This window comes from Candidatus Flexifilum breve, from assembly GCF_016713355.1.
In genome coordinates this window covers 121,225-146,441 of the sequence record NZ_JADJPI010000041.1, presented here as the reverse complement: position 1 = coordinate 146,441, position 25,217 = coordinate 121,225, and the positions used below count along the sequence as shown (strand labels likewise).

Genomic DNA, 25,217 nt, shown 5'->3' with positions numbered 1-25,217 from the left:
GCTTACCCGCCCGACCCCACATCCGACAGCCCGCCGAACGGGATGATCGTCGCGGTCGGGGTGGCGCCGCCCCCGCTGACACCCCCGCCACCGTCCACGGTGGGCAGGATGGGCACAGCGGGATCGACCGTGGGCAGCGCGGTCGCCGCAAGGTTATTCACGCCGATTTGCACTTCGCGCGTGATCGTGCCATTGGCGCTGCTGTAGGCCATCAGGCGGATGCGATACAGCCCGTTCGCGAGCTGGGCCGTATCCAGCGTGCCGAGCGTGCCGTTATTGACCTGATTGGTCGAGCTGGAGAACAGGCTCCAGTTATCCGGCGCATTGAGCGACGCGACTTGCAGCTCGTAGCGGCTGAAGTTGGGCGCGCTCACCGTCCCGGTGATGTTGACGACGCCGGACACGGTCGCGCCGTTCGCCGGGCCAGTCAGGTTGATCTGCGGGAGCGCCATGCCCGCCGTGCATTCATTCTCCGGCGCGGCTTGCACGGGCAGTTCGATGCCCAGCGACTGCGCCCACACCTGACCATCGGACGTGTTGAGCCACGCCACCGCCGTCGGGTCGCTGATGCTCACGAACGTGTCGGTGATCACGCTGTCCGGGCAGTACTGGTTGGCACGATAGCCCGTCCACGTGTCAATCGGGATGGTTTGCAGGAACGAGGCCGCCGCCGCGGGCGGCAGCTGATTCTGCATAAACAGTTCGTTGCGCACGGTCGTGCACGGGATGTTCTGATCGAAGAGCGTGCCCGTATCCGCGCAAATCGTCTGCTCGACGACGCCGCCGGGGTTGGCGAACGCGTCCGGTCGGCGGCCTTCCAGCGCGGCGCGCATGACCGTGTTCCACACCGGGACGGCGCTGGTCTGCGTGGTCGAAGTGGTCGGGCCGTTATCGACGCGACCGAGCCACACGCCCACGACCGCATTGCGGGTGAAGCCCATCGTCCACAGGTCACGATTATCGTTGCTCGTGCCCGTCTTCGCGCCGATCAAACCCACATAGTCGGCAATCGCGAGACCGGAGTTCAGGCCGAAGACCTCCGCGCGAGCGTTGTTGTCGCTCAAGATGTTCTCCATCAGGTAGGCGACCTGTGGTTGAATCACCTGACCGGGCTGCGCGCGCGCTGGCAGTTCGATCTGCGAACCGTCCGCCGCCGTGATCTGCGTGATCGAATAGAGCGGCACGCGCATCCCCGTGTTGGCGAGCGTCCCGTAGGCCTGCATCATGTCGTACAGGCGGACTTCGTTCGCGCCGAGCGCGCTGGCGAGCGTGAACTGCGCTTCGTCGAGGAAGCGAATGCCCATGCGTTCCGCCACGCTGCGGAAGTTATCCACGCCGAGGAACGCGAGCGTCTTGACGGCGGGGATGTTCAGGCTGTTCTGCAGCGCGAAGCGCACCGGCTCCGGCCCGCGGAAGCGCCCGTCGAAGTTGCGCGGCTCATACGGCGGGTTATCGTAGCGCGTCGGCACATCCCAGATGATGCTGGCGGGCGTGAAGTACTGGCGTCCGCCGTTCTGATCGAAACCTTCGAGCGCGCCCGTGTAGAGAATCGGCTTGATCGATGAGCCGGGCTGCTGCCACGTGAACACGTTGTTCACCTGCCCGTCAATCGAGTCATCGCTAAAATTCGGGCTGCCAATCATCGCGCGGATCGAGCCGTCACGCGGGTCGGTCACCATGATCGCGCCGGTGTTCATGCCCGTGAAGGCGTTCTGCTGAATCTGGTTGCTGAGCGCCGTCTGCGCGGTATCCTGCACGCGCGGGTCGAGCGTGGTGCGGATGGTAAAACCGCGGCGGAACATTTCGTCCGTGCCGAAACTCTGTTCGATGATCGTCTGGATATAGTTGACGAAGTGCGGGTAACGCACCTGGAACGTGCGCGGCGTGTAGTTGGCCGCTTCCACGCGCGCGCGGTCCAGCACCACCTGACCGGAACGCAAATCCTGTTCCGTCACGCAGAAGGGTGTCTCATTGTAGGGCGCGTGCTGGAACTGCAAGCACCCGACCTGCGCCATCAGGTTGAGCACGGTATCCATGCGCTCGAAGGCGGCTTGACGATTGATGACGGGGTCATAGCGCGCCGGCGCTTGAATCAACCCGGCGAGCATGGCCGCTTCCGGCAAATTGAGATCGGCGGCGCTGTGATGGAAATAGAACTGCGCGGCCGATTCCACCCCGTAGGACTGGTTGCCGAAGAAGATTTCGTTCAGGTACAGCTCAAGGATGAAGTTCTTGTCGTAGCGCCGCGCGATTTCCGCCGCGATGATGATCTCTTGTAGTTTGCGATCCGCCGAGACGGTCGTGTCCTGCAGGATCAAGTTGCGGGCGATCTGCTGCGTGATGGTGCTCGCGCCGGAGGTGATTTCGCCGCCCTGCACGTTCTGCAGGAAGGCGCGGCCAATCGCGATCAAATCCCAACCGGGATCATCGTAAAAGCGTTCGTTTTCGGTCGAGATGACCGCATGAATCAGCTCGGGCGCGATATTCTCCAGGTCAATCCGGTCACGCGCCACGCCACTGCGGCTGATTAGCTCGGCGATGGTGCTGCCGTCTGCCGCGAGGATACGCGCGGTCTGGAACTGCGGCGTGTAGTTCGCCAGCGCGGCGATCTCATCCTGCCACGGCGATGCGAGGCTGTTGTAGTACAGCACGCCGCCGATGATCACGACCGCCAGACCGAGAAACACCAAGCCAATCAGCACGGCGGCGATCAGCACGCCCGTGGTGATCGTGCGGTTGGTGCGCTGCTGCTGCGCCTGCCGCACCGCGTCGGGGGGGACGGCGGGAATCGGGTCGACGACCGCCGGCGTTGGCACATAGTTATAGCCGCCCCCCGCATCGTAACCACCAGACACCGCCGGAGTCGGCACAGTCGCGTCGCTGATCGTCTGCATGGGGACGGTCGCTTCGCTGGTGTAGGGGGCGCGCGGCACGGTGCGGTTCGGGTCTTCCATGAAGACCGCCCCCGTCCCCGGCAGCGTGTAATCGGGGTCATTCATCGGCACTTGCCGCGGAATGAAGCCCTCGCTCGTGATCGGCGTCGTGGGCACCGTGCGGTCGCTCAAATCCTGATCAATCGGAATGGACGCGCCCGGCGACCCGGACTGCGCGGCGAGCACCGCAGGCACCGCCGCGACCCACCCGCCGTTCTCGTAGCGATACCACGTGTCGGTCTCGACGCCGAGCATCCACCACACCTGATATTCGTCGAGCACCATCTGCCCGCGCAGTTCCGCCTGAAGCTGTTCACGGGTGAGCTGACCGGCGCGGTACTGTTCGCGCAGACGGCGCACATTCGCTTCAGCGGCGTGGTAGCGGTTGGCGAGATCCTGCTGTTCAGCGGTCAGACCGCCGACTGCGGCGGGCACAGCGCCGCTCGTTCCGCCCGTCAGTTCAGCAACGCGGCGGCGCGCGACTTCGGCGGGGTCTTCAGTCAGACCGGGCTGCGCGGTGGTCGGCCCGGTCGCCTGCGGATCCTGAGCCGCGGCGGCCACTTCAATCGGGGCAACCGCTTCTTCGGATTCTTGCTGGGCTTGCAGCGCGGCTAAGGCGCGGCGCGCGTATTCGGCGGGGTCGTTGACCGCATCCAGCGCGGGCGTTGCATCCGCGGCGACGACCGGTTCGGCGGGCGTCGACGGCGTCTTCTCCGCGAGGCTGGCCAGCGCGATCAATTCGCTCATACTGAACGTATCGTCGTCCGCATCATCGTCGATGACGGGCACCGCCTGCACGGGGGCGCTCGCCCCGGTGTCGTCGAAGGGCAGCACCTCGTCGACGGGTGTTTCCTCCGCCACCGGCGCCGAGTCGGCTTCCGCGGTCAGCGTGGTGTCCGTCACCGGCGCGGGCTGATAGGTACTCTGCCCCGCGGGCGGTTTCGCCCACGCGCTGTCGCCTTTGGGCGGAGGGGGTGTCTGCCACCGGTTGGGCGTGGTGGTTGCGGTCACGGGCTTGTTGCGCAAAGGCGCGCGTCCCGTTAGCGAAGTCGGACGTTTCCAGCTGCTGCCAGCTTGGTTTTCCGGTTGTGTTCCGCCGCCCCCGCCTTGCGGTTCGTCAGCGTCGAAGTAGAAAAGGGGTTCCACCATTCCGCACCCTTCGTCACTTTAAGTTTGAATAGTCTAACGGGTAGATTATAACGCAAAATACCGGGCTTTGCTGACACGGCGGGGAAGCGTCGATTACGGGAAGTTTAGCGAGCGCGCCAACCGGACACGAGCAGGGAGAAGATCGCCGTATCGGTGAAGCGCTGTTCAACCGGGTGGAAATAGTCTTCGCGGAAGTAGGCTTCCTGCACAAAGCCGAGCTTTTCCAGCAGGCGGCGCGACGCGGCATTGGCGGGGTCGATCTGCGCGTCGACGCTGTGCAGTCCCATGGTGGCGAAGCCAAAATCGAGCACGGCGGCGACTACTTCGCTCATCACACCCTGCCCCCACCACGCCGGAGACAGCATGTAGCCGATCTCAGCGCGATAATGCGCGGGGCGCAGGTGCCAGAAGACGCACGTACCGATCAACGGCCCATCGGGACGCGGCACAACACCCCACTGAAGCGCTTGGCGGGTATCAAACTGAGTCCGAAAGCTTTCAATGCGGCGGGCAGTGGCTTCCAGCGAGGGCATGGGCGCACGCCCTAAGTAGCGCGTCACCTGAGGATCGCTTTCAAGTTCGAAGAGCGCGGCAGTATCGGCGGGCGTGATCGCCCGCAGCAGGCAGCGGTCGGTGGTCAGCGTGGGGAACCGGGCAAACGCCGCCGCTAACGCATCGGAATGAATCACGACCGCTAGTTCTTCCAGTTGAACGTATCGCGACCTTCAGCACCCAGACCGCCCGAACGCTCGGCGCAGCAATCCACCTGATCGAGCGCGTTATTCACGTTGAGCGTCTTGTCGGGGTCAAGGCCAGCGTCACGAATGGCCTGCGCGACTGCGGTGGCAATGCGTGGGTCTTGCAGTTTCACGGTGTCGCCATCAGTAAAGATCACGTCGGTGTCGACTTCGTCCGCCGCGGGGGGTTCGCCGTCCAGCGCGACGACAATCACGCTGACATTGTCTTCACCGCCGCGTTCATTGGCCAGCGCGATCAATTCTTCGCTGGCAATATCAGGGTGCACGGCCTCGGCGACGATGGCCGTGATTTCGGCGGGGCGCACATGGCGCGTCAGCCCATCGGAACATAAGACGAGGCGATCCCCGGCTCGAAGATGCGCCTCGTAAATATCAACATCCACGTCTTCATGCTGCCCCAGAGCGCGGTACAACACATTGCGCATGGGGTGCTCGCTCGCCTGATCTGGTGTCAGATGCCCAGCAGCGACCAAGGCCTCGACAAACGTGTGATCCGCCGTGATCTGCGTGATGCGGCGCGATGTGCTGTCGACCAGATACGCGCGGCTGTCGCCAACATGCGCGACAATCGCGTTCGTGCTGCGCACCATCGCCAATGTGATCGTCGTGCCCATGCCGCGCAGTTCGGGGTTGGCGGCAGCGCGGCGGACGATGTTCAGGTTAGCCGAACGGATCGATTCACACAGCTTATCAATGAGCAGATCATCGTTGAGCGCGGGCAGCGTTTCGCGATTGCCCGGAGAGGTCATTTCCTGCTGTACAGCTTCCACTGCAATCCGACTGGCCTCTTCACCAGCGACTGCCCCGCCCATGCCATCGGCGACTACGGCGAGCACATACTGATCCTCAGCCCACAGCTGCACGGTGTCTTCATTGTTTTCCCGCACCTGACCAATGCTGGTACGGGCGCTGCTGCGAAGCCGAATTTCGCTGTCCGAATTTGCCATTCAGGACTCCCCGAACTGTCGTATTGCTCTTATTCTACTCAAGGCCGAAAACTGAACAAGCGCAGTTTCATATTTGTGACACCCGTTCAGGAGCTGTTTAAACGATTACGCAATATCAGTATACAACAATCAATGATTGTCAACGTAAAGACAACGTTCTCTGAACCCGAATCTATCATGGCACGTTAATGGCCCACGGCGGGGGCGAATCTTCCCCTGTCCGCACCCCGTTAGGAATGGTAGAGTCGTTAGAAAACGGGGACGGATACCAAAGCATGGTACAACTAGCTGACCTCTACCGCATTGATAACTTCATCGATACCTTTGCACTCGGGCACTACGCGCGGGTGCTGTATGCCCAACATCAGCGGACTGGCAGCGCGGTCGCGTTTAAGGTCTTGCGCCCCGAACATCTCGCCGAGGATCCGCGCTGGGAATACCGCGCTTTTGCCAACGAGGCCGATCTGCTCATGAAGCTGGCCGACAGCCCGCAGGTCGTCAAGCTGTACGACTGCGGCTATGTGTCCGCGCGGGGCGAAGCCCCTATCGATGGCGAGATCGAATCGTTTGGCACCAACGTGCAGACGTTCACGCGGGAGCTGGCGGCGTTCTCTGATCGCGGCTGGCGGCCGTATCTGGCGCTGGAGAACCTGCCGCGCAACAACAACCTGTTCTATCAGATGCGCCCGGACAAGCAGGGTACGCGTCTACGCCTCCCCAGTGAAGAAGGACTGGCGCTCGCGCTCCAGTTCGCCGAACTGCTCAAGCTGGCACACAGCCGCAATATCGTTTATATGGATCACAAGTTGGAACACATCTACTGGGACGGCCTGCAGCTCCGCGTGATCGACTTCAACAGTTCGCGCCTGCTCGAAAAATCGCGCGACAACCCGGCGCAGATGTTCCGCTCCGATGTGCACAATCTGTGCGTCGGCATCCTGTATTCGATCTTCACCGGACTATCGCCGCAAAAGACGGCGCTGCGCCCGCAGCCGGGCACCATCACCGACGTGGAAGCGCGCTATAAGGATATCGACTCGCTGGATTTCGGCGTCGAACCCACGCTGAGTCAGGGGCTGCAAACGCTCTTGCAGTCAGGGGCGGCGGTGCAAATTGAAAGCGCGGATGAGCTCATCGGCGGGCTGCGCGAAGTGGCGACCGCGCACGGCTGGGATTTCCCGAACTACGCGAGCAGCCCGATCAACCGGGAGGCGCGCTCCCAGCTCCGCGCGGGGATCAGCCGCGTGCGCCGTGGGCAGGATTATCTACGCGAAGCGCGCGATCTCTTCCGCGAAGCCGCCATTCAGGACGGCATCCCCGACGAACTCGAAGATGAACTCAAACGGCTGGTCAAGTCGATCAACGACATGCTGCAAAATCGGGTCATTCCGTAAATCGGTGATTGCACGGCGGACTAATTTCTCCCTATACTGAATCTATGTGTATAGAATTATAGAATTTAGTTGAGTGAGGCACTGATGTCCGCTGATGAGTTGTCCCCAACTTCTGATCCTGCGTTAGTTGCCGCGTGGCAGCGCTTCGTGGCCTATGACAGCAACGCTACGGTGCGCATGCGCGTTGATCGGCGGGTACGGCTGGCCGTAGTCTATATCGCAGCACTCGCCGTCGTCCTCGTCGGCTTTTACCTTGCTTCCCTGATCTGGCAATTAACCGTTTACGAAGGTACAGCGCCTCTTTACGAAGATGAGCGGCCAGGGTTGTATATCCTGATCTTTGTAGTCGCACTACTGCTGCTCATCACGGCGATTTATGCGTTTCTGCGCAGCCAAACGAGCGCCAATGCCGAGTACTACGCCTATCGTCTGGCCGAAAGCCTCATTCAGCGCGAGATCTATCTGTACCGTCTCGGCGTTGGGCGTTATCTGGAGATGAATCCACGTGACCGACAGCGACTATTGAACCAAAGCCTGAAGGCGATTGACGACCGGGTTCAGAAGATGGGTCTGCAACCCGTGACCGAAGCGCTGCTGAATGAGTCGCTCCTCGCGCAAGCGATCGCCCGGTCTGGCGATTGGGGACTGGCGGAACGTCCATTCACCGAAATGAGCGTGTCCGATTTTATCGACTACCGGGTGCTCCCCGTGCAGAACCTGTATGCACGGCGGGCGCGCTCGGCGGCGCGTTATTTCATCCTGCATCAGCTCATTAGCGGTGCGTTTTTGGTCATGGGGATTTTGCTCCTGTTTCTAGAGCAGCAAGTGTATTTTCTAGTCTGTCTTTTCGGGGCGCTGGCCGTGCAGCAGCAGTTGCAGATCATCGACGACAGTGCGCGCCGTCTGTTCTATGAATCGACCGCCCAGCAGCTTCAAGAAGCATTGAATGACTGGAATCTCGTGCGCACTGAGTTGAGACTCGGTGAGGAACCGGGCGATCCTCAAGCAACTCCCCGGGAAGCCGAACAGCAGAAACAGCGCCAACTATCGAGCCGCCGAACGATGTCGGAATTTGTCGAGCGCGTCGAGGACACCTTGCAGTTTGCAACCGAAATGTGGGTGCTCAGCTCTTTCTTTCGGTCAGCTAACAGCGGCATGAACCAGCAGTCGGTGGTCACCGACCTGATGCAGAACGGGATCGCGCTGCTCAACCGCTCGACGCAGGTTTCACCCATCCGCTATGCCAAACAAGCGATCTTCATCTCGTATCGTCGTGCAGACAGCGCCGAGATTGTCGGGCGCATCTGGGATCGACTGAGCGCCTATTTCGGCCAAGAGACAATCTTTCGCGATGTGCAGACGATCCTGGGCGGCGAGGATTTCGTCCAGCGCATTCTGACGACGGTGGAGCGGTGCAGCGTGGTGCTGGTGATCATTGGGACGGACTGGGAAAACATCACCGACACGGAAACAGGCGAGCGGCGGCTGCTCAACCCGGAGGATTTTGTGCGGCGCGAAATTGCGACAGCCTTGAAACGACCGGAGGCCTTGGTTGTCCCCGTGCTCGTGCGGGGCGCAAAAGTGCCGGATCGCGATGAATTGCCCGAAGATTTGAAGGAACTCACTTTTCGCAATGCGATGCTCGCTCGGTCTGATCCCGATTTTGACGGCGATATCAAACGGATCATCACGGCAATTGAGAACTACGTCAGGCAGGCCTGAGCGCACCCGGCATGCACTCTACTGGGCTCGCGCAAGGCTGTAGATCGTCGGGTGACTCCCATACAGGCTGATCGGCTGTTCGGTGATCAGTCGGAAACGCTCCGCCGCCGCGGGCAGCAGCAGATCACCCCGGTCGGTGAGCAGGACGCAGCGCCCGTTCGGTCGCAGCACACGGGCAAACTCGCGGATCAGCGCGGCGTAGAGCGCGGGCAGCGCGTCCGGCTGTAAGACTTGTTTCCCCCACGGCACATTGCTGACAATCCGATCCACGGACTGATCCGGCAGTGGGAGCTGGCGTGCATCCGCGTGCAGCGCCCACACCGGCAGCCCCGCATTCGCGCTGTTCGCCGCCGCGCACGCGACCGCTTCCGGGTTCACATCGCCCGCCAGCAGCCGGCTCACGCCGAACGCCGCCGCTTCAATCGGGATCGTCCCCGCGCCGCACAGCGGATCGAGCAGCACGGCCCCCGGCGGGATCTCCGCGAACAGGTTCAGACAGTACGCGACCGGAGGCTTGAGCGATCCCGGCAGGCTCGTCAGTTTGTAGGGGCGGCGGTGCAGCGGCGTCTCACCTAAGCGTAAGCCGACCAGCACCGCATCGCCTTCGACCAGCACGCGCACATCGAGATCAACCGGGGCATGCTGCGGTTCGTTGACGACATAGCGCCAGTTGCGCCGTGCCAGCCCCGCCTGCACCGCAGCGGCGACCTCAAAGCGCGTGTAGTTGCGCCCGCCCAGCAGACTCGCCGTGATCGTGTAGCTCGGCTGGCGGGGGAGCGGACGCACCTGTCGGCACGGTTGGAGCGCCGCGCCCCAATCGAGCTGCGCCACGCCCGCCGTGATCGCGGCGAGCATGGCGCGCGTATGATCAATCTGGGCAAGTTCCCCCACATAGACGTACACATCGTCGACGCTGCGCAAGTCCAGCAGATCGGCAGGGTGACCCACGTACATGAAATCGAGGCGGCGCTGTTCGGTCGCGAGAGGCTGCACACCGTCCAGTTGAGCGATCTCCCGCTCTGCGAGCGTTTCCGTGCCCGCCGTGACGCGAGCGAAATAGCGGTTCACAGCACTTCCACCGGGTCGATATCTACGTACCAGCCGCGCGGGATGTCGAGATCGCCCAATGCCGCCGCCGGATCCGGACTGCGCACGAGCAGATGCCAGCGGAAGATATTCGCTTCGCGCGGGAAGAAGCACTGCGCCGGGCCGATGATCTCCGTCCCGGTCAACTGCTGCTCCTCGATGCGCTGGCGGATCATCTGCGCGGCGCGGATCGCCTCCGAGCGCGCTTTGGCCTCGGTCGGGAAGCGGAACAGAATACGCGCCAGCCGCCGGAACGGCGGATAGCCGATTTCGCGTAAATGCTCAAGCTGCTGCTTATAGAAACCGGGATAATCGTGCTTAGCCGCCGCTTGAATCGCGTAGTGTTCCGGCTGATACGTCTGCAAAATCACGCGCCCGCCGAGCAAGCCACGCCCCGCGCGCCCCGCGACCTGTGTCAGCACCTGAAACGTGCGTTCCCCGGCGCGGAAATCCGGCAGCGCCAAGCCGATATCCGCGCTGACCACGCCGACCAACGTCACCATCGGCAAATCCAGCCCTTTGGCGACCAACTGCGTGCCGATCATGATGTCGGCTTTGCGGTCAATGAAGCGCTGCAAAATCGCCTCGTGCGCCTCGTGCGAGGTCGCGGTATCGCTGTCCCAGCGCACGGTGCGCGCCTTGGGGAACATGTCGATCAGCGTTTGTTCGACCTGCTGCGTACCCGCGCCGAAAAACTTGATGCGCTTGGATTGGCACGCCGGGCACTGCGTCGGTGAATCCTGCATGTGCCCGCAGCGGTGACAGCGCAGCGACTCGCCCATGCGGTGATACGTCAGCGGGTTATCGCACTGCGGGCATTTGGCGACATAGCCGCAGTCCCGGCAGAACACGTAGGTCGATTGGCCGCGGCGGTTGAGGAACAAAATCGCCTGCTGCTTGCGCTCGAGGACTTCGGCGAGCGCGTATTGCAGCGGTCGGCTAAAGATGCTGATGTTGCCGCGCTTCAGTTCGTCGCGCATATCGACCACCTGCACGGGTGGCAGATCGATCATGAGGGCATCTTCGGCGTCGGCGGGTTGGTAGCGCGCGGCAATCCCGGTGCGTTCGGCCTGCGTGCTGATGCTGACGCGATGCCCCATGATGCGGTGCGGCAGTTCCAACCGCTCGATTTCGCCATGCTGCGCCCGGTACGTCGTGTTGATGTCGGGCGTTGCGCTGCCGAGGATGACCACGCCGCCATTCCGCCGCATCATCTCTTCGGCGACATCGCGGGCGTGGTAGTACGGCGGCTGAATCGGTGGCGACTGCTTGTAGCTGGGGTCGTGCTCCTCGTCGAGGATGATCAAGCCAACATCCGGCAGCGGCGTGAACAGCGCCGACCGCGCGCCGACGATCACGCCGATGCGCCCTTCCCGCGCTCGCCGCCACGTGTCGTAGCGTTCGCCTTCGCTGAGCCCGCTGTGCACCACCGCCACCTGACCGGGGAAACGCGCCGCCACGCGCCGAATCGTCTGCGGGGTGAGCGAAATTTCCGGTACGAGGACAATCGCCTTGCGCCCCAACCGCAGCGTCTCTTCGACGGCACGCAGGTAGATTTCCGTCTTGCCACTCCCGGTCACGCCGTGCAGCAGGAAAGTTTTACCTTCGTCCGGCCACGAGTCGAAACCCAGATTCGGCTCAGAGTCGGTTGGCGGGGTGAAATCCGACCCAACCCCCGGCCCCAGTTCGAAATCGAATGGTGCCCGACCCCTCCCCGAATTCGGGGAGGGGAGCCAGCGGTTCGCTCGTCTCATGAGACTTAACTTGCTCAGCAATCGTTCGCTGAATAAGGTCTAGGACAGCATTCGTTGTATTGATGACCTGCTCATTGGTGAAACGCAGCACCCGCAGACCAAGGGCTTCCAGATATGTTTGTCGGGCAGCGTCTTCATCCGCTTGATATTGATGGACTTCACCATCCACTTCGATCACAAGGCGCGCATCAGGGCAGTAGAAGTCAACAATGAAGCGTTCGATAGTTTGCTGACGGCGGATTTTGTAGCCGAGCTGCTTGTCGCGCACGCGCTGCCACAGCCAATCCTCCGCAGGGGTTGGATTCATACGCAGTTCGCGCGCAATTGGTTGAATCTTCTCGTACAACCGCCGATCAATCCGCCAGTGACGATAGTTATCCCCGCCCGAGGTTCTTGCAGGCTCCCCTCCCCGAATTCGGGGAGGGGTCGGGGGTGGGGTCGAACTCTCCGCATCCCACTCCTCGTCGAGTTCGCTCGGAGTTGGAGTAGGCAGGTCAAATTCATCGTTCCCCAAATTCAACCGCTGACCCTGCTGGCGGATCGCCGCACGTACGCGTTCCCACACCGCCGCCTGTTCGATAGTGAGCGTGGGCGCGGTCACGGCGATGAACTCGCGTTCCGCCAGCGAGTCGCGCCACGTCTCACGTTCGCCCAGTGTGATCAGTTCGGCTTCTTCGAGTTTCTTCAAGTCGGGGAGGGTGCAGTCGGCCTGCGCGTATAGCCAGCCGACATCGAGCGGTTCGCGATGCCGCGCCAGCACGCTCAGAATGCGCTGCGCCTTGTCGACTTTGCGTAGTTGGTGCAGCCGCTCTTCAACCTGTTCCGGCGCGAGCTTGAGGGTGATCACATCATTGGCGACAGCGACATCGCCCGCTTCGACCAGCTTGGCGAGGTGGGCTTTGCCCGCGCCCGCCAGCTTGAACGCCGCTTTCAGCGTCACGCTGCCGCCTGCTTCGGCGATCACGCCGAGCAGGTCGGCGGGGCGCGACTCCTTTTCGACATGGCGCAGTCCGTGGGCGATCTCGTGCGGATGTATGGCGAGCGCAGCCGTCTGCACGATGCGCGGTTTGACGCGCGGCGGCGTGAGCGTCGACTCTTTGGCGACGATGCCCGCTTTGGCCAGCGCGTCGATCACCGGACGCCACGTTTTTGCGGGCAGCGCCTGATTCAACTGCTGACTGCGCAGCGTGCCCCGCCGTTTGAGGATCTGCACAACTTCCATCTCGAGATCATCTGGCGAAACGAAATCAGGATCGAGCAGCGTCACGGTGAGATCATGATGTCCGGTCAGGCCGGGCGGCAGCCACATCCACAGCGCCGCGCCGATGGGCGACAGCGTCGTCGTGCGCAGCCACAGTGAGAGTGCGATCTGCATGGAGGTGAGCACGGGCACGGGATCGAGCCGGTTGAGGATCGGCTTGGTCTTGCTCACGCTCGACTCGGCCATCACCTCCAGCACAATGGCGTGCTGACGCGCCGGACCAAACGCCACCTCCACCAGATGACCGGGCTGAAGTCGGCCCTCGAGTTCTGGCGGCACGTGATAATCAAACGTCGAATCGACGGGGGTATCTATGGCAACGCGAACATATTCCATAGGCACTATTTTAGCACAAGTGTATCGAGAATCGGCGCGGCGATTGCCTGAAGCGCTTACTCCATGAGCTGGCGGATATAGGTGGAAACGACCAGTAACTGTGCTTTGTCCATGCGCCCGATGATGTTATGGATGACGCCCGCAATCATGCGGACAGCACCGCTCATGCCGACCACCGCCGATTGTTCGACGACAAAGCCGACTTTGGCGAGTTTCAGCGGTTTCATGAAATAGTAATCCATGCCACTTTCCAGCAGTTCCACGACGACTCCGGCCAGATGGCCGCGCTGCTGCAGCGGATCTTTCGCTTGTTCCAGATTGTTGAGGACGGTGAGAGTCTTGGCGCGGAGCGCTTCGCTGTGATAGAAGCGCATAAAAGGTGCATTGGTCGGGGTGGACATGAGATTGGCTTTCGCTAGGCTGAGGGGGCTAGATACTGTGGTGGAACACCCGCCGTTTGAAGGGCACAGGCGCATTGACAAGGGGCTATTTTAGCATAAACGGCATCTGGTAGAAATTTCCTTTGCAGAAATTGGAAAATGCCCGACAATAGACTCCAATAGTGTGAGCTGGAATTCTATTCAGGAGAGCGTGAATGTCTAAACAGCGGCCTCTTTTTCTCATTGTTGTGCTTTTGCTCCTGATGATCGCCGTGCTGCCTGCCGCCGCGCAGGACTACGACCCGAACGCGGTGCTGCCGCGCCCGACCAACCCGGCGAGCGCCACGCGCAACCTCGAAGGCTACCTCATCGTCGCAACCGATAACCTGTTCCTGCGCAGTGGTGACGGCCCGCAGTACACGCCGCTGGCCATCCTCGACGGCGGCACGCGCTTGGTTCCGCTCGGTCAGAACGGTCTCGACGAACTGTGGTGGTATGTGCGGGTGGGCACCTTCACCGGGTGGGTGACGAATCAGTTTGTCGTCGTGCGTGGCGATCTCAGTGATATTCCGGTCGTCGAAGTGGATGGCACAATCCTCCCGCCCACGCTCTACATGGGCGCGGCGAATCAGATTTACAGCCGTCCGGGCAGCATTCGCGTGCTGTGCAATGCCACCGCGGGTCAGTTCTACATCGTGACCGCCCGTGATGCCGACGCTGAAAACTGGTATCGCATCGAGTTGACCTGCGACGGCCTCCCGGTCGAAGGTTGGGTGCAGGCCGACCGTGTCCTCTACCGCAACCCCGGCGGCGTTATCGTCCCGGTGGTCGGCAGCTAAACGTAGGGTAAGCATCGTTTGATCAGTGTCAACGCCCCGCCGTCGTTTCGGGTACAATGACGGCGGGGGTGTGATATGAAACGTCTGCTGGTCCTTGGCCTCACCGCGCTGTTCGTCTCCGCTTGTACGATGGGTGTCCCCGTCCTCGTGACGCCGACCGTCGCGCCGACGATTACGCCGAGCGCGCCACCCGCCACGACCCCCACATTTACGCCGAGCGCGCCACCCACCCTGATCGGAACGCTCATTGCGCAGGTCGTCTCGCCGACGTCCAGCACCACCCCAACCACCACGCTTACACCATCGCCAACTTTTACGGGCACCGCTTCGCCGACGCCGCTGCCGAGCGTCACCCCGTTCCCGACCATTACACCGCTGCCGACGGAGACGCTTCCCCCGTCGCCGACCACACTGCCCACCATTGGCGCGAGTCCCACGCCGCTGCCGAGCGACACACAACTCCCGACCGCGACCAAGACGCTCACCTGGACGCCGAGCAATACCCCGCAGCCCTCCAGCACGTCGACATTCACGTACACGCCGAGTCCACTGCCGACTTTCACCCCCCTGCCGAGCGCCACCTTCCTGCCCACCCTCACGCCGATTCCGTCATGGACGCCGCGCCCCACGTGGACGCTGACCGTCGCCTTCACGCCGCAGGTCGCCGCCACCGAGGCGTTCGCTCCTATCGGGGAACGCACGCAGCCCCCGATCGAACCGCCGACGCAGGGCGTCGCTCCGGTCGGCGTGCGCGAAGTCACGCCGGAACCGCCGACCGTCGGGCTGACTCAGCCGCCCGCCACGATTGATGCGACACCCACCTTCATCACCGCCGAACCGGGCGTCGAAGTCGCCAACCTGCCCACGCTCACGCCGATCACCGGAGAGGCGACGCCGTTCGCCGCCACGCCGACCGCGCTGCCCAATCCCATCAATGTCGCGCCGACACCGCTACCCCAACCCGGCGCGCTGGTGATCTCCGACCTGCCCGATCCCGCACAGGCCATCCGCAATTTCGCGCTGAGCACGAGCGGCACAGCGTTCAATTTCGGGCTGGCGGAGGCCTCCACCTTCGCCCAAAACCCAGTCGATCCGAATGTGTTTGTGCGCGTCGATCCGTCGGGCAACATCCATTTGATCAGCGATTACGCCGCGGGGACGGAGAGCAATGCCAACTTCGCCCCGTTCACCTTCAGCGAGGCTGACCCCGCCGCGAACAAGGCGCGCACGACGCGCGTCGTGTGGTCGCGCGATGGCAATTTCGTCGCCTATCTGGTCGATCAGTGGTCAGATGGCAACAACCGCGAGGAAATCAACGACGGCGTGTGGATCGCGGATCGCTACTTTACCTACAGCAATCAGGTGTTCCGCGACTGCCACCCGAATCTGTTGCAAGGCTGCATCGTCAATTTGCAGGCGGGGCCGTACGTCTATCACACCATCGACATGGCGTGGGGCAATGAAAATCTGCTCATGGTGCGCCTATTCCTGCACGACGAGAACCGTAACGGCTTCGCGATCCTCGCGCCAGGGCAAAATGCGCAGGTGCAGCCGACCATCTACCGCTACGATTACGCCGCATGGTCGTGGGATGGCACGCGCGTGCTGGTGAGCGGTTATGGGCCAGATGGCACGGTCGCCATCCGCTGGTTTGACCCGACAAGCGGCTTCCTCGGCGAACCCCAGTCGAATCTGACCGCGCTCGGCCTGTACGTGAGCTACGCCGTGCAGCGCCCCGACGGGCAGATCGTGGCGCTGGCCGCGACGGGCGGCGCGGTGCATCTGGTCGATGTGAACGGCAATCCGCTCTCCGGCGACATCGGCACCGTCGCGCCGGAACGCGTCGAGTGGAGTCCGGATCGCAGCGCAGTGCTAGTCGTCACCCGCGAAAACGACGTGCGCCGCTACTACCTCGCCGGGGTGAACGGCGCCATGAGCGAGATCACGGACCGAGTGAGCGGCGGCCAGGCCGTCGAGTGGATCAATCAGCCGCCGCCGTAAAGATCAACCTCACCTGCGACCCCTCCCCGAATTCAGAGAGTGGAGACCGATCAGAGCGGTAGGGACGAGGCATGCCTCGTCCTCCGCTGAAAATTGAACTGCAACCTCACCCCGTTTCGCTGCGCTCAACCGCCCCTCTCCGAAAAGAGGAGAGGGGCAAAAGCAGGTGATGCAGCCCTGTCCTACGCCAGCGCTAAGGGGAGAAATGGCGAGTCCGCTGGCTCCCCTCCCCGAATTCGGGGAGGGGCCGGGGGGTGGGGTCGGAAGCAGGGGGTGAGGTCAAGCCGCGACCGTGATAATGACGTTCCCCTTCTTGCGCCCGGTCTCGACGTAGCGGTGTGCCTCCGCGACCTGCGCCAGCGGATAGCAGCGATCGATCACCGCACGGAGCGCGCCTTGCTCAAACAGCTCGGTGAGGAAATCGAGATTCGCGTGGTTCTGCTTGAGCCCCGCCGTCGTGAAGCCCGCGCGTTTGCCGCGACTGCGCGCCGTGCGCAGCAGCGCGACCGCCGTACCGAGCGTGGGCACAGTGGTCATGTAGATCCCCTGCGGCGTGAGCGCCCGCTGACACTGGCCGTAAGTGCGCTTGCCGACCGCATCGAAAATCACATCATAGGCTTGCCCACTCTTCGCGAAATCCTCCCGCGTATAGTCGATAACCGCGTCCGCGCCGAGCGAGCGCACCAATTCGACATTCGCCGCGCTGCACACCCCGGTCACATGCGCGCCGTAGTACTTGGCGATCTGCACGGCATACGCGCCGACCGCGCCGGATGCTCCATTGATCAGCACGCGCTGACCCCGCTGCACCTTCGCCACATCGCGCAGGAACAGGAGCGCGGTCGCCGCCCCGTCGACGATGCCGACCGCCTCGGCGTAGCTCTGGCGCGGTGACATCAGCGTGAGCGGTTTGCTGATGGGCAGCGTCAGGTATTCGGCCTGTGCCCCAAAGCGATCTGGGCTGATACCGCACACCCGATCCCCGGCTTTAAAGGTGGTGACCGCGCTGCCGACTGCGACGATCTCTCCGGCAAATTCCACGCCCGGCACGGCGAGGCGCGGCTTGGTCAGGCCATACATCAGCCGAATGATGAACGGATCGGCTTTCCGAAAGGCGCAGTCGGACGGCGTGACCGTCGCGGCATGCACTTTGATCAGGACTTCGTCGGCCTGCGGCATGGGTTGGGCGATTTCAGCGAACTGCAAGACATCCGGTGAACCGTACTGCGTGGAAATGATCGCTTTCATGAGCTTGATCTCCTTGGAATTAGGCAAAGTGAAACCAGGGGCCGCGCAATAGCGCGCCCGAACGAGTGAATTGGCTGTCTAGGCGGGCGAGGCTTGCCATGGCCCAGTAGTCTGGTTGGCGGACCGCGCGTCCCTCCCTGCATTTCCGGCGCGATTTCGCTGGTTCCGGACGCCAGAGGGCGTGAGTTGGGGTCAGGCTTTAGCCCGCTTCGATGTAGAACACGTCTTCGACGGTGGTGTTGAAGACCCGCGCGATGCGGAAAGCGAGTTCCAGCGAGGGCGAGTAGTTCCCCTTTTCAATGGCGACAATCGTCTGCCGGGTGACGCCGACCGCGTCGGCCAACTGCTGCTGCGTCATCTCGTCGCGGTCAAAGCGCAGGCGGCGCAGGTTATTCCGCAGGCTGAGCTTTTCCATGCTAGAAGCCTCTCCGGTAGAGGACAAACTGCGTCACATCGAACACGATCTCGGAGAGGATCCCCGCGCCGATCAGCAGGGCAAACATGACCGCCGGGACTTGATCGAACACCAGCGAGCCGACGGCCAACACGACGCCGAGCGAAAAGACATACAGCGAAACGCGGGCGCACTTCAGTTCGATCAGCTTGTCGCGCTCATCCATCAAATCCGGCTGCACTTCGCGCGTGGCGATGGTATTGAGGATGCTGAACACGATGGTGATGATGATCTTGGCGACAATCGTCACCGGGATCAAAACGAGAAAGTAGGTACCCCAAAAGCGAAAGACTTCCGGCGAGTAGGCGTCGGCGGCGGGATAGCGTTGGAGCATGTACGCGGAATAGGCCGCGGTGATGATTAGGGTACTCAGCAGCGAAATGATGCTCTGGCGTTCTTGATACGACATGATTGCTTCCTTGTCTACTGACGTTGACACCACGTCAACTTCAATATACACAATGTATATCAAATACGACTTCATGTCAAGTATATTTTACATCAAGTCAAGAAATGACTTGATCAGCGAGCTTATCGATTTCGGAGGCACGCTTAAATTCCGGCTTATCCAGCCGATCAACACTGCTGTGTATCCGTCCATCCGACCCTCGGAGAGTGCGCCATGACATCATCCGAAGTTGTGACACTGCGCCCACTCACGCTGGGCGACCTTGACCGCGCAACGCTGGTTCAGGCGCGCGCCTTCCTGAACGACCCGCTGTGGGTCTACCTCATCCCCGACCTGCGTCAGCGCCAGATCTACCTGCCCCGCTTCTCGCGCGTGCTTTTTCACTTCGGCATCCTCAATGGGCAAGCCTATGGCGTCGGCGATCCGCTCGCCGGGGTCGCCATCTGGAGCGCGCCGGGGCAGAAAACCAAGCTTTCGGCGGCGCTACGGGCGGGCTGGCCGCGCCTGCTGTTCAGCCCGTTCCTCTTCCAGTTCGTGCGCGCCGGAGAGATCTTCGGGCGCTTCGGGGAAATGCAGAAACAGTACGCGCCCGACCCGCACTACTACCTCAACACGATCTCCGTGCTGCCCGAAGCCCAGGGACAAGGCATCGCCTCCAAGCTGATCCGCCCGTTCCTCGCCCAAGCGGATCGCGAAGGCGTGAGCGCGTACACGGAAACGATGACGCCGTCCAATGTCGGGCTGTATCAACACTACGGTTTTCAGGTGATGGAAGCGTATCGCGTGCCGGCGAAAGACCTCAGTTTGTGGGCATTTTTCCGGCCAGTGACAAAATGACTAGTCCCGCATCCATCAATGTGTGATACAACATGCAGTATTCAAGAGTGGAGGAAGGGCGCATGAAGACTCCAAAAGAGAGGCCTGTCACCGAGACCGGGCAGGTCCCACGGTATGAGCCGCTGATCCCCAAGTTCCGGGAATCGCCGCCGCCGAGCCTGCCGGAAATGGACGATCCGCACGGGACGACCGGCATCGTGCGAATTGTGAGCGAGAGCCGCGATATCGCCAAAGACGAGGACGATACCCCCGCCACCCGCCGTTAGTCCGACCCACGCGCGGCGGTTGTTCCGTGGTGGGGACACCAGCCGCGCCCATTTAATCCCCCCATGCCGACAGTTCTATTCTCATCTATTGTCCGTTATACTTCTGCCAGTTTTTGACGATTCAGACCAGCGGAAGATGACATGAGACTTGGCATTATCGGTTTACCCAACAGCGGCAAAACCACGATTTTCAACGCCCTGACGCGCAGCAACCTGCCGACCGGTGCGGCGACCAGCGGTCAGTTTGAAGTGCACACGGCGGTTGTCCCCGTGCCGGATACGCGCGTGGATCGCCTGAAGGCGATGTACAACCCCAAGAAGACCACCTACACGCAGGTGACCTACGTCGACATCGGCGGGCTGGATAAGGGCATCGGCGAAGGCGGCCTCAAGGGGCAGTTCCGCAACGAGTTAGCGCAGTTGGACGGTTTCCTGCACGTCGTCCGCACCTTCGAAGATCCGAATGTCCCCCACCCCTATGACACCAACGACGCCGCGCGCGATGTCGAAGCGCTGGACGGCGAATTTCTGCTGAGCGATCTCGTCATGGTCGAGTCGCGGCTCGAAAAGCTGGACGCCGAGATCAAGCGCAAGGGGCGCACGATGGAAAAGGCGCAGCTCGACGAAATCGAGATGATGAAGCGCCTGAAAGAAGCCCTCGAAGCGAGCACACCGCTGCGCGACCTCGGCCTGAGCGATGACGAGATGAAACCGTATCGCGGCTATGGCTTCCTCACGCTCAAGCCCGCGCTGATCGTGCTCAATTCCAACGAGAACACCAAGGATACGGGCTTCACCTATGAGCACCAGAATTCGTCGGTCGTGGCGCTGCAAGGGCGCATCGAAGCGGAACTCGCGCAGCTCGAACCTGACGACGCGGCGATCTTCATGGAAGAGTACGGCATCACCGAACTGAGCGCGTCCAAAGTCATTCGCCTGTCCTACGAACTGATGAACATTCACTCGTTCTTCACCGTTGGCGAAGACGAAGTGCGCGCGTGGAGCGTGCGCATCGGCGCGACCGCTCCGGAAGCGGCGGGCGTCATCCACAGCGATCTGCAGAAGGGCTTCATCCGCGCGGAAGTCTTCAACTATGACGACCTGATCACGCTCGGCAGCGAAGCCGCCTTACGCACGGCGGGTAAGTTCAAGCTCGAAGGCAAGGAATACGTCGTCAAGAACGGCGATATCGTCCACATCCGCTTCAACGTCTAAGGAGCAGGACTGAGGTGAAAGGACTGAGTAGTCGGCTGTCTGGTATGGCCGCACTGACTCAGTCCTCAGTCCTCAACCCTCAGTCCTTTTGTTTATGAAACTCTTCATCGCCTCTGGCATCTTTCACCCGGAACCGGGCGGCCCCGCCACCTATCTGCACGAACTGCTGCCCGAACTCCTCCAGCGTGACTGGGAGATTCGGGCGCTCTCGTTTGGCGACGCGGCGGGCGGATCGTACCCGTACCCGGTCACGCGCATCCCGCGCAAGTCGCTCCCGATCCGCACCTTCAACTATGCGCGGGCGGCGCGTCCACTGCTCCAGTGGGCGGATGTGACCTACCTGCACACGCTCGGCCTGCCCCTCTACGGCGACCATCACGCGCCGCGCATCGTCAAAATCGTCGGTGATCTGGCGTGGGAGCGCGCCGTGCGCAAAGGCTGGATTCCGCCGACCGAAAACATCGACGATTTTCAGATCAAACGCTACGGGCGGCTGGCGGAAATCGGCAAGGCGAACCGGGCGCGCGAAGCGCAAAGCCTGGACGGCGTGATCGTGCCGAGCGAGTACCTCAAGCGCATGGTCATGGGCTGGGGCGTGGACGAGCGGCGCATTCGCGTGATCTACAATGCGCTCCCGCCTGCCGCCACGCTCCCATCAATGACGCAAGCCGAAGCCCGCGCGGCGCTCACGTTGGACGACGCGCCGACCATCCTCACGGTCGGGCGCTTACTGCCGTGGAAAGGCGTCGATCATCTCATCGCGGCGCTGGTCAACGTCAAACAGGTGCGGCTGCTGGTCGCGGGGGATGGCGATATTCTCCCGGCGCTGCAAGCCCAGGCGGTCGCGGCCGGGGTGGCGGAGCGCGTGATGTTTTTAGGGCGCGTGAGTCGCGAACAGATGCCGATCTACATGCGCGCCGCCGATTACGTGGCGCTGTATTCTGGCTATGAGGGCTTGTCGCATACGCTGCTGGAAAGTCTGCGCGTGGGCACGCCCGTGATCGCCAGCCAGAAGGGTGGCAACCCCGAAGTCGTACGCCACGGCGTCAACGGGCTGCTCGTGCCCTACGTCGATATGCCGCTGCTCACCGAAGCGCTCCGCGACGCGTTCTACCCCGGCACGCGCGAGAGTCTCGCGGCGCATTCGAGCGTTGGTATGGAGCGCTTCACCTTCGCGCACATGGTCGAGCAGACCGACGAAGCGCTCCGGACGTTCGCCGGGCGCTAGAAGACTGGATGCGGGCGCTTGCCGTCGATATCGTCGAAGTTATAGTCCTGCGCCAAGCGCGCGACGACGTACTTGCCGCCCGTTTTACTCAATACCTGCGGGTCGGTGGCCAGCGCGACCACGGCCCGCCCGGTGAACTCCGGCGACTCCGAGTTGGACATGTCGAACCATTGGGCGTTGGCGAGGACGTTTTCGGTCCGCACCAGACCGGGATAGAGCGACACTACGGCCACCCCGTGCGGCTGTAACTGCTGCGCCGTGTCCCACGTGATGCGATCCACGGCGGTTTTGGCGACCCCGTAGGCGACGTTCCCCGCGTTGGGGACGGGAAACGAAATGTTGACGATCAAGCCGGATTTTTGGGCGACCATCGCCTGCGCGCCGAGCACGCTGGCGATATATGTCCAGCGCACGCCGTCTACATTTTCATCCCAGTACGGCAAGCGCACGTCCCAGAACGGCGTGTTCGGCGCTTGATGCGCCCCGGTGACGTACCCCTCATAGCCACCCCACGCATTGTTGACCAGCACATCGAGCCGCCCCTGTTCGCGCTGGATGCGCTCGAACACCGCTTTGACCTGCGCATCGTCGCGGTGATCGCACTGCACGGCGATGCCCGTGCCGCCCCGCGCGGTTACCTCCGCGGCGGTCTCGTGGATCGTGCCGGGCAGCGGAACGGTCGGCGCTGACGAATCGACCGTGCGCCCGGTGATGTAAACGGTCGCGCCTGCTGCGCCCAACGCCAGGGCGATTCCCAGACCGACGCCGCGGCTCGCTCCGGTCACGAGCGCAATCATCTTGCTTAAAGGTTTCATGGTGTTTGTCCTCTGTGATCTCAACCGCGCCCGCGTGGCCGTGTGGGCGCGTGATCCTGTATGTCAGCGCGGATGAGTGGTGAGTCGTCAAAGAAAGTCAAAAATAAAGAAAAGGCTCAACGCCAAGGCGCGAAGACGCAAGGACGCAAAGTAAATTAGTTTCACTGGCCTTTGCGCCTTTCCGTCTTAGCGTCTTTGCGTTAAGTCTTTCTCTTGTTTTTAACCGAGTTTCTGAAATACCTTCGGCGCGATCAGCCAGACGAGTTCACCGCTGAGCGGGTGCATACTCGTGATGTCCACGCGGGCGAGGCCGCCCTTCTTCATCACAATCTGACTGCCGCCCGTCAGCGCGCTGATCGTGCGGCTGAAGTCCGGCTCATGGCCGACGACGATTAAGCTGTCATCCAGCGCGAGGTCGCTGACGAGCGCGGTCAGCGCGGCGAGGTTGAACCCCGGCGCGAGTTCTTTGCGCACCTCGATCGGACTTTCCAGCGTGTGACCGAGGATGTCGGCGGTTTGCTTGGCGCGCACCAGCGGGCTGGTGTAAAGTTTGATCGGCGTCAGGTCGAGCAGCTTGAGCAGACGCGCAGATTGGCGCGTGCGGTCGATGCCTTCCTGCGTGAGCTTACGGTCGGCGTCGGTCTGACCGACGGAAGCGATTTCGGCGAGGGCGTGGCGGAAAAAGTATAGCTGCATGATCACCTACTTGGGTGGAGCCAACGGCTGCTCGGATAGGTTGAGCTCGCCGCGCAGATTATCGATGTACAAGGCGCTGCGCGGAAAAGCGATATGCAGTCCCAACTGGTTGACGATGCGTAAAATCTCCAGCAGGATGCCCTCTTTGGTGGCCGTGAACTCTTTCCAGTCGCCGATGGTCAGGTAGCAGCGCACGAGCACTTCCATCGAACTGCTGCCGAAATTCACCAGATACACGACCACGGAACCGGGTTCGACCTTCTCGTGATCGGAAAGATACGCGCGGATCTGCCCGAGCATCGACTGCATCGTCTCGGCGTCCGCGTCATAGCTGATGTTGAGTGTCATATCGACCTGCCGCTTGGTCAGCCGTGACCAGTTGAGCACAGCGGCGGACGCGAGCATGCTGTTCGGCACGGTGACGACCGCCTGATTGATCTGGCGCACGCGCGTCGAGCGCAAGCCAACATGCTCAATCGTGCCTTCGACATCTTTGGTCTTGATGAATTCGCCCACCACAAACGGGCGGTCGCCGACGACGGCGGTGAAGCCAAAGATATTGGCGAGCGTGTCCTGCGCCGCCAGCGAGAGCGCCAAACCACCAAGGCCGAGACCAGCGATCAAGCCGCTCACATCGTAGCCCCACTCTTGAATGATGATGACGAGGCCAATCGCGAGAATCAGGAGCTGCAAGCCCGTGCGCACAAACGGAATCAGCGCTTCTTCAATGGTGATGCCCGTGAACAACAGCAGGCGGTTGCGCGAATAGACGGCGCTGGCTACCAAGCGGTAGATCATCACGGCGAAAGCGACAATCACCAAGGTGCGCGTGAGGTGCTGCACGATGTTCATGATCGTCGGGTGGAAGTCGAAAATGCGCGCGCCGAGGTCAATCCACAGCGCGAGCAGCAGATACCCGGTCGCCGTGGAGAACAGGCCGCGCGTGGGCTCGATCAAATCGGTGCGCCCCGCCCGCGTGACAATCCGTTCGAGCGGACGCGCGAGCAGCCACGCAATCAAGCGCCGCAGCAGCCAGATCGCGATCAGCAGAATCAGCACGAGCACCACACGCGCCCCGAACAGCGCCAGTTCCTGTGAAAATTCCATGCGTCCTCCTCTCTGATCAGATGTTGCCAAATCGCCGGGGTTTGCGCAAGAGCACCATCAGGGGCGTTCACTGGTTGTTTAAGAACGCCCCTGTAATTTCACCCCCCCTCTCCTAAAGGTGGAGGATAGGACACTTTTAACAATCGAGAGGATTGTAGGGACGCCCAACGGGGCGTCCGCCAGATCGTGGGCAAAACGGACGCGCCGTTGCGCGTCCCTACGAAATCTGTTTCCCCTCAAACCGGTGCCTTAATTGGTTCCCAATGTTAAAACTGTCCCTCCGTCAGCCGAATTCAGGGAAGGGGCCGGGGGTTAACAGGGGTAGGTTTTTTATGCTTCCCCATCGAATACGGTTTTCTTCGCTGCGAACCTGTAGGGACGC

The 25,217-nt window shown here is 62.0% G+C and carries 21 protein-coding genes; 8 read left to right on the top strand and 13 right to left on the bottom strand.

Annotation, left to right across the window (positions count from 1 at the left end):
- Positions 1–2 precede the first annotated feature (2 nt).
- From IPK17_RS38675 to IPK17_RS38665, 3 genes are all read right to left on the bottom strand, one after another.
- Entirely contained in the window at positions 3–4,082 is a 4,080-nt protein-coding gene (locus IPK17_RS38675) for a transglycosylase domain-containing protein (protein ID WP_343423091.1), read from the bottom strand.
- A gap of 104 nt (positions 4,083–4,186) precedes the next feature.
- A complete protein-coding gene (locus IPK17_RS38670) occupies positions 4,187–4,771 on the bottom strand; it encodes a GNAT family N-acetyltransferase (protein WP_343423090.1) in 585 nt (194 codons plus the stop codon).
- Between the two features lie 5 nt (positions 4,772–4,776).
- Positions 4,777–5,787: a Stp1/IreP family PP2C-type Ser/Thr phosphatase gene (locus tag IPK17_RS38665; RefSeq protein ID WP_343423089.1), complete on the bottom strand. Its 1,011-nt coding sequence runs from the start codon at positions 5,785–5,787 to the stop codon at positions 4,777–4,779.
- 275 nt (positions 5,788–6,062) lie between these two features.
- Between IPK17_RS38665 and IPK17_RS38660 the strand changes: the two genes are divergently transcribed.
- Both IPK17_RS38660 and IPK17_RS38655 read left to right on the top strand, forming a co-directional pair.
- Complete coding sequence (locus tag IPK17_RS38660; protein WP_343423088.1) at positions 6,063–7,181, top strand: protein kinase domain-containing protein; 1,119 nt, start codon at positions 6,063–6,065, stop codon at positions 7,179–7,181.
- 84 nt (positions 7,182–7,265) lie between these two features.
- Positions 7,266–8,903, top strand: a complete 1,638-nt coding sequence (locus tag IPK17_RS38655; RefSeq protein ID WP_343423087.1) for a toll/interleukin-1 receptor domain-containing protein — start codon at positions 7,266–7,268, stop codon at positions 8,901–8,903.
- Between the two features lie 18 nt (positions 8,904–8,921).
- Here the strand turns inward: IPK17_RS38655 and IPK17_RS38650 are convergent, their stop codons facing one another.
- From IPK17_RS38650 to IPK17_RS38635, 4 genes are read right to left on the bottom strand one after another with little or no spacing between them, the layout of a single operon-like run.
- Positions 8,922–9,971, bottom strand: a complete 1,050-nt coding sequence (locus IPK17_RS38650) for a methyltransferase domain-containing protein (protein WP_343423086.1) — start codon at positions 9,969–9,971, stop codon at positions 8,922–8,924.
- A complete protein-coding gene (priA, locus tag IPK17_RS38645) occupies positions 9,968–11,743 on the bottom strand; it encodes a replication restart helicase PriA (protein WP_343423085.1) in 1,776 nt (591 codons plus the stop codon). Before priA ends, IPK17_RS38650 begins: the two co-directional genes overlap by 4 nt.
- A complete protein-coding gene (locus IPK17_RS38640; protein WP_343423084.1) occupies positions 11,628–13,340 on the bottom strand; it encodes a DUF559 domain-containing protein in 1,713 nt (570 codons plus the stop codon). The genes priA and IPK17_RS38640 overlap by 116 nt, the downstream gene beginning before the upstream one ends.
- A gap of 56 nt (positions 13,341–13,396) precedes the next feature.
- Positions 13,397–13,741 carry a hypothetical protein gene (locus tag IPK17_RS38635; protein WP_343423083.1) on the bottom strand — a complete coding sequence of 115 codons (345 nt, stop codon included), beginning with the start codon at positions 13,739–13,741 and terminating at the stop codon, positions 13,397–13,399.
- Positions 13,742–13,935: 194 nt separating this feature from the next.
- On the opposite strand from IPK17_RS38635, the gene IPK17_RS38630 reads away from it, so the two are divergent.
- Positions 13,936–14,559: an SH3 domain-containing protein gene (locus IPK17_RS38630; RefSeq protein WP_343423082.1), complete on the top strand. Its 624-nt coding sequence runs from the start codon at positions 13,936–13,938 to the stop codon at positions 14,557–14,559.
- 75 nt (positions 14,560–14,634) lie between these two features.
- Entirely contained in the window at positions 14,635–16,560 is a 1,926-nt protein-coding gene (locus tag IPK17_RS38625; RefSeq protein WP_343423081.1) for a WD40 repeat domain-containing protein, read from the top strand.
- 279 nt (positions 16,561–16,839) lie between these two features.
- Here the strand turns inward: IPK17_RS38625 and IPK17_RS38620 are convergent, their stop codons facing one another.
- The 3 genes from IPK17_RS38620 to IPK17_RS38610 all read right to left on the bottom strand — a co-directional run bounded on the left by IPK17_RS38620 (position 16,840) and on the right by IPK17_RS38610 (position 18,671).
- Positions 16,840–17,808: an NAD(P)-dependent alcohol dehydrogenase gene (locus tag IPK17_RS38620; RefSeq protein ID WP_343423080.1), complete on the bottom strand. Its 969-nt coding sequence runs from the start codon at positions 17,806–17,808 to the stop codon at positions 16,840–16,842.
- Between the two features lie 199 nt (positions 17,809–18,007).
- Complete coding sequence (locus IPK17_RS38615) at positions 18,008–18,223, bottom strand: helix-turn-helix transcriptional regulator (protein WP_343423079.1); 216 nt, start codon at positions 18,221–18,223, stop codon at positions 18,008–18,010.
- 1 nt (position 18,224) lies between these two features.
- Positions 18,225–18,671, bottom strand: a complete 447-nt coding sequence (locus IPK17_RS38610) for a hypothetical protein (RefSeq protein ID WP_343423078.1) — start codon at positions 18,669–18,671, stop codon at positions 18,225–18,227.
- Positions 18,672–18,884: 213 nt separating this feature from the next.
- Between IPK17_RS38610 and IPK17_RS38605 the strand changes: the two genes are divergently transcribed.
- The 4 genes from IPK17_RS38605 to IPK17_RS38590 all read left to right on the top strand — a co-directional run bounded on the left by IPK17_RS38605 (position 18,885) and on the right by IPK17_RS38590 (position 22,217).
- Positions 18,885–19,508 (top strand): GNAT family N-acetyltransferase, encoded by a 624-nt coding sequence (locus IPK17_RS38605; RefSeq protein ID WP_343423077.1) that lies wholly within the window; start codon positions 18,885–18,887, stop codon positions 19,506–19,508.
- A gap of 62 nt (positions 19,509–19,570) precedes the next feature.
- Positions 19,571–19,774: a hypothetical protein gene (locus tag IPK17_RS38600; protein ID WP_343423076.1), complete on the top strand. Its 204-nt coding sequence runs from the start codon at positions 19,571–19,573 to the stop codon at positions 19,772–19,774.
- Between the two features lie 141 nt (positions 19,775–19,915).
- Positions 19,916–20,989 (top strand): redox-regulated ATPase YchF, encoded by a 1,074-nt coding sequence (gene ychF, locus IPK17_RS38595; protein ID WP_343423075.1) that lies wholly within the window; start codon positions 19,916–19,918, stop codon positions 20,987–20,989.
- A gap of 94 nt (positions 20,990–21,083) precedes the next feature.
- A complete protein-coding gene (locus IPK17_RS38590; RefSeq protein WP_343423074.1) occupies positions 21,084–22,217 on the top strand; it encodes a glycosyltransferase family 4 protein in 1,134 nt (377 codons plus the stop codon).
- On the opposite strand, the gene IPK17_RS38585 is transcribed toward IPK17_RS38590, so the two are convergent.
- The 3 genes from IPK17_RS38585 to IPK17_RS38575 form a co-directional block, all read right to left on the bottom strand.
- On the bottom strand, positions 22,214–23,032 hold the full coding sequence (locus IPK17_RS38585) for an SDR family NAD(P)-dependent oxidoreductase (RefSeq protein ID WP_343423073.1): 819 nt from the start codon (positions 23,030–23,032) through the stop codon (positions 22,214–22,216). The genes IPK17_RS38590 and IPK17_RS38585 overlap by 4 nt on opposite strands.
- Positions 23,033–23,251: 219 nt before the next feature.
- The gene (gene sixA / locus IPK17_RS38580) at positions 23,252–23,728 is read right to left on the bottom strand and encodes a phosphohistidine phosphatase SixA (protein WP_343423072.1); all 477 of its coding nucleotides are present in this window, start codon (positions 23,726–23,728) and stop codon (positions 23,252–23,254) included.
- Between the two features lie 6 nt (positions 23,729–23,734).
- Positions 23,735–24,835 carry a mechanosensitive ion channel family protein gene (locus IPK17_RS38575; protein ID WP_343423071.1) on the bottom strand — a complete coding sequence of 367 codons (1,101 nt, stop codon included), beginning with the start codon at positions 24,833–24,835 and terminating at the stop codon, positions 23,735–23,737.
- Positions 24,836–25,217 lie beyond the last annotated feature (382 nt).

What these genes read in the sequence shown, in the direction of transcription:
- ychF (WP_343423075.1), top strand. Translation starts at nt 19,916, where the DNA reads ATGAGACTTGGCATTATCGGTTTACCCAACAGCGGCAAAACCACGATT.
- IPK17_RS38655 (WP_343423087.1), top strand. Translation starts at nt 7,266, where the DNA reads ATGTCCGCTGATGAGTTGTCCCCAACTTCTGATCCTGCGTTAGTTGCC.
- IPK17_RS38575 (WP_343423071.1), bottom strand. Translation starts at nt 24,835, where the DNA reads ATGGAATTTTCACAGGAACTGGCGCTGTTCGGGGCGCGTGTGGTGCTC.
- IPK17_RS38625 (WP_343423081.1), top strand. Translation starts at nt 14,635, where the DNA reads ATGAAACGTCTGCTGGTCCTTGGCCTCACCGCGCTGTTCGTCTCCGCT.
- priA (WP_343423085.1), bottom strand. Translation starts at nt 11,743, where the DNA reads ATGAGACGAGCGAACCGCTGGCTCCCCTCCCCGAATTCGGGGAGGGGT.
- IPK17_RS38620 (WP_343423080.1), bottom strand. Translation starts at nt 17,808, where the DNA reads ATGAAAGCGATCATTTCCACGCAGTACGGTTCACCGGATGTCTTGCAG.
- IPK17_RS38675 (WP_343423091.1), bottom strand. Translation starts at nt 4,082, where the DNA reads ATGGTGGAACCCCTTTTCTACTTCGACGCTGACGAACCGCAAGGCGGG.
- IPK17_RS38585 (WP_343423073.1), bottom strand. Translation starts at nt 23,032, where the DNA reads ATGAAACCTTTAAGCAAGATGATTGCGCTCGTGACCGGAGCGAGCCGC.
- IPK17_RS38640 (WP_343423084.1), bottom strand. Translation starts at nt 13,340, where the DNA reads ATGGAATATGTTCGCGTTGCCATAGATACCCCCGTCGATTCGACGTTT.
- IPK17_RS38665 (WP_343423089.1), bottom strand. Translation starts at nt 5,787, where the DNA reads ATGGCAAATTCGGACAGCGAAATTCGGCTTCGCAGCAGCGCCCGTACC.
- sixA (WP_343423072.1), bottom strand. Translation starts at nt 23,728, where the DNA reads ATGCAGCTATACTTTTTCCGCCACGCCCTCGCCGAAATCGCTTCCGTC.
- IPK17_RS38660 (WP_343423088.1), top strand. Translation starts at nt 6,063, where the DNA reads ATGGTACAACTAGCTGACCTCTACCGCATTGATAACTTCATCGATACC.
- IPK17_RS38605 (WP_343423077.1), top strand. Translation starts at nt 18,885, where the DNA reads ATGACATCATCCGAAGTTGTGACACTGCGCCCACTCACGCTGGGCGAC.
- IPK17_RS38590 (WP_343423074.1), top strand. Translation starts at nt 21,084, where the DNA reads ATGAAACTCTTCATCGCCTCTGGCATCTTTCACCCGGAACCGGGCGGC.
- IPK17_RS38600 (WP_343423076.1), top strand. Translation starts at nt 19,571, where the DNA reads ATGAAGACTCCAAAAGAGAGGCCTGTCACCGAGACCGGGCAGGTCCCA.
- IPK17_RS38610 (WP_343423078.1), bottom strand. Translation starts at nt 18,671, where the DNA reads ATGTCGTATCAAGAACGCCAGAGCATCATTTCGCTGCTGAGTACCCTA.
- IPK17_RS38630 (WP_343423082.1), top strand. Translation starts at nt 13,936, where the DNA reads ATGTCTAAACAGCGGCCTCTTTTTCTCATTGTTGTGCTTTTGCTCCTG.
- IPK17_RS38635 (WP_343423083.1), bottom strand. Translation starts at nt 13,741, where the DNA reads ATGTCCACCCCGACCAATGCACCTTTTATGCGCTTCTATCACAGCGAA.
- IPK17_RS38615 (WP_343423079.1), bottom strand. Translation starts at nt 18,223, where the DNA reads ATGGAAAAGCTCAGCCTGCGGAATAACCTGCGCCGCCTGCGCTTTGAC.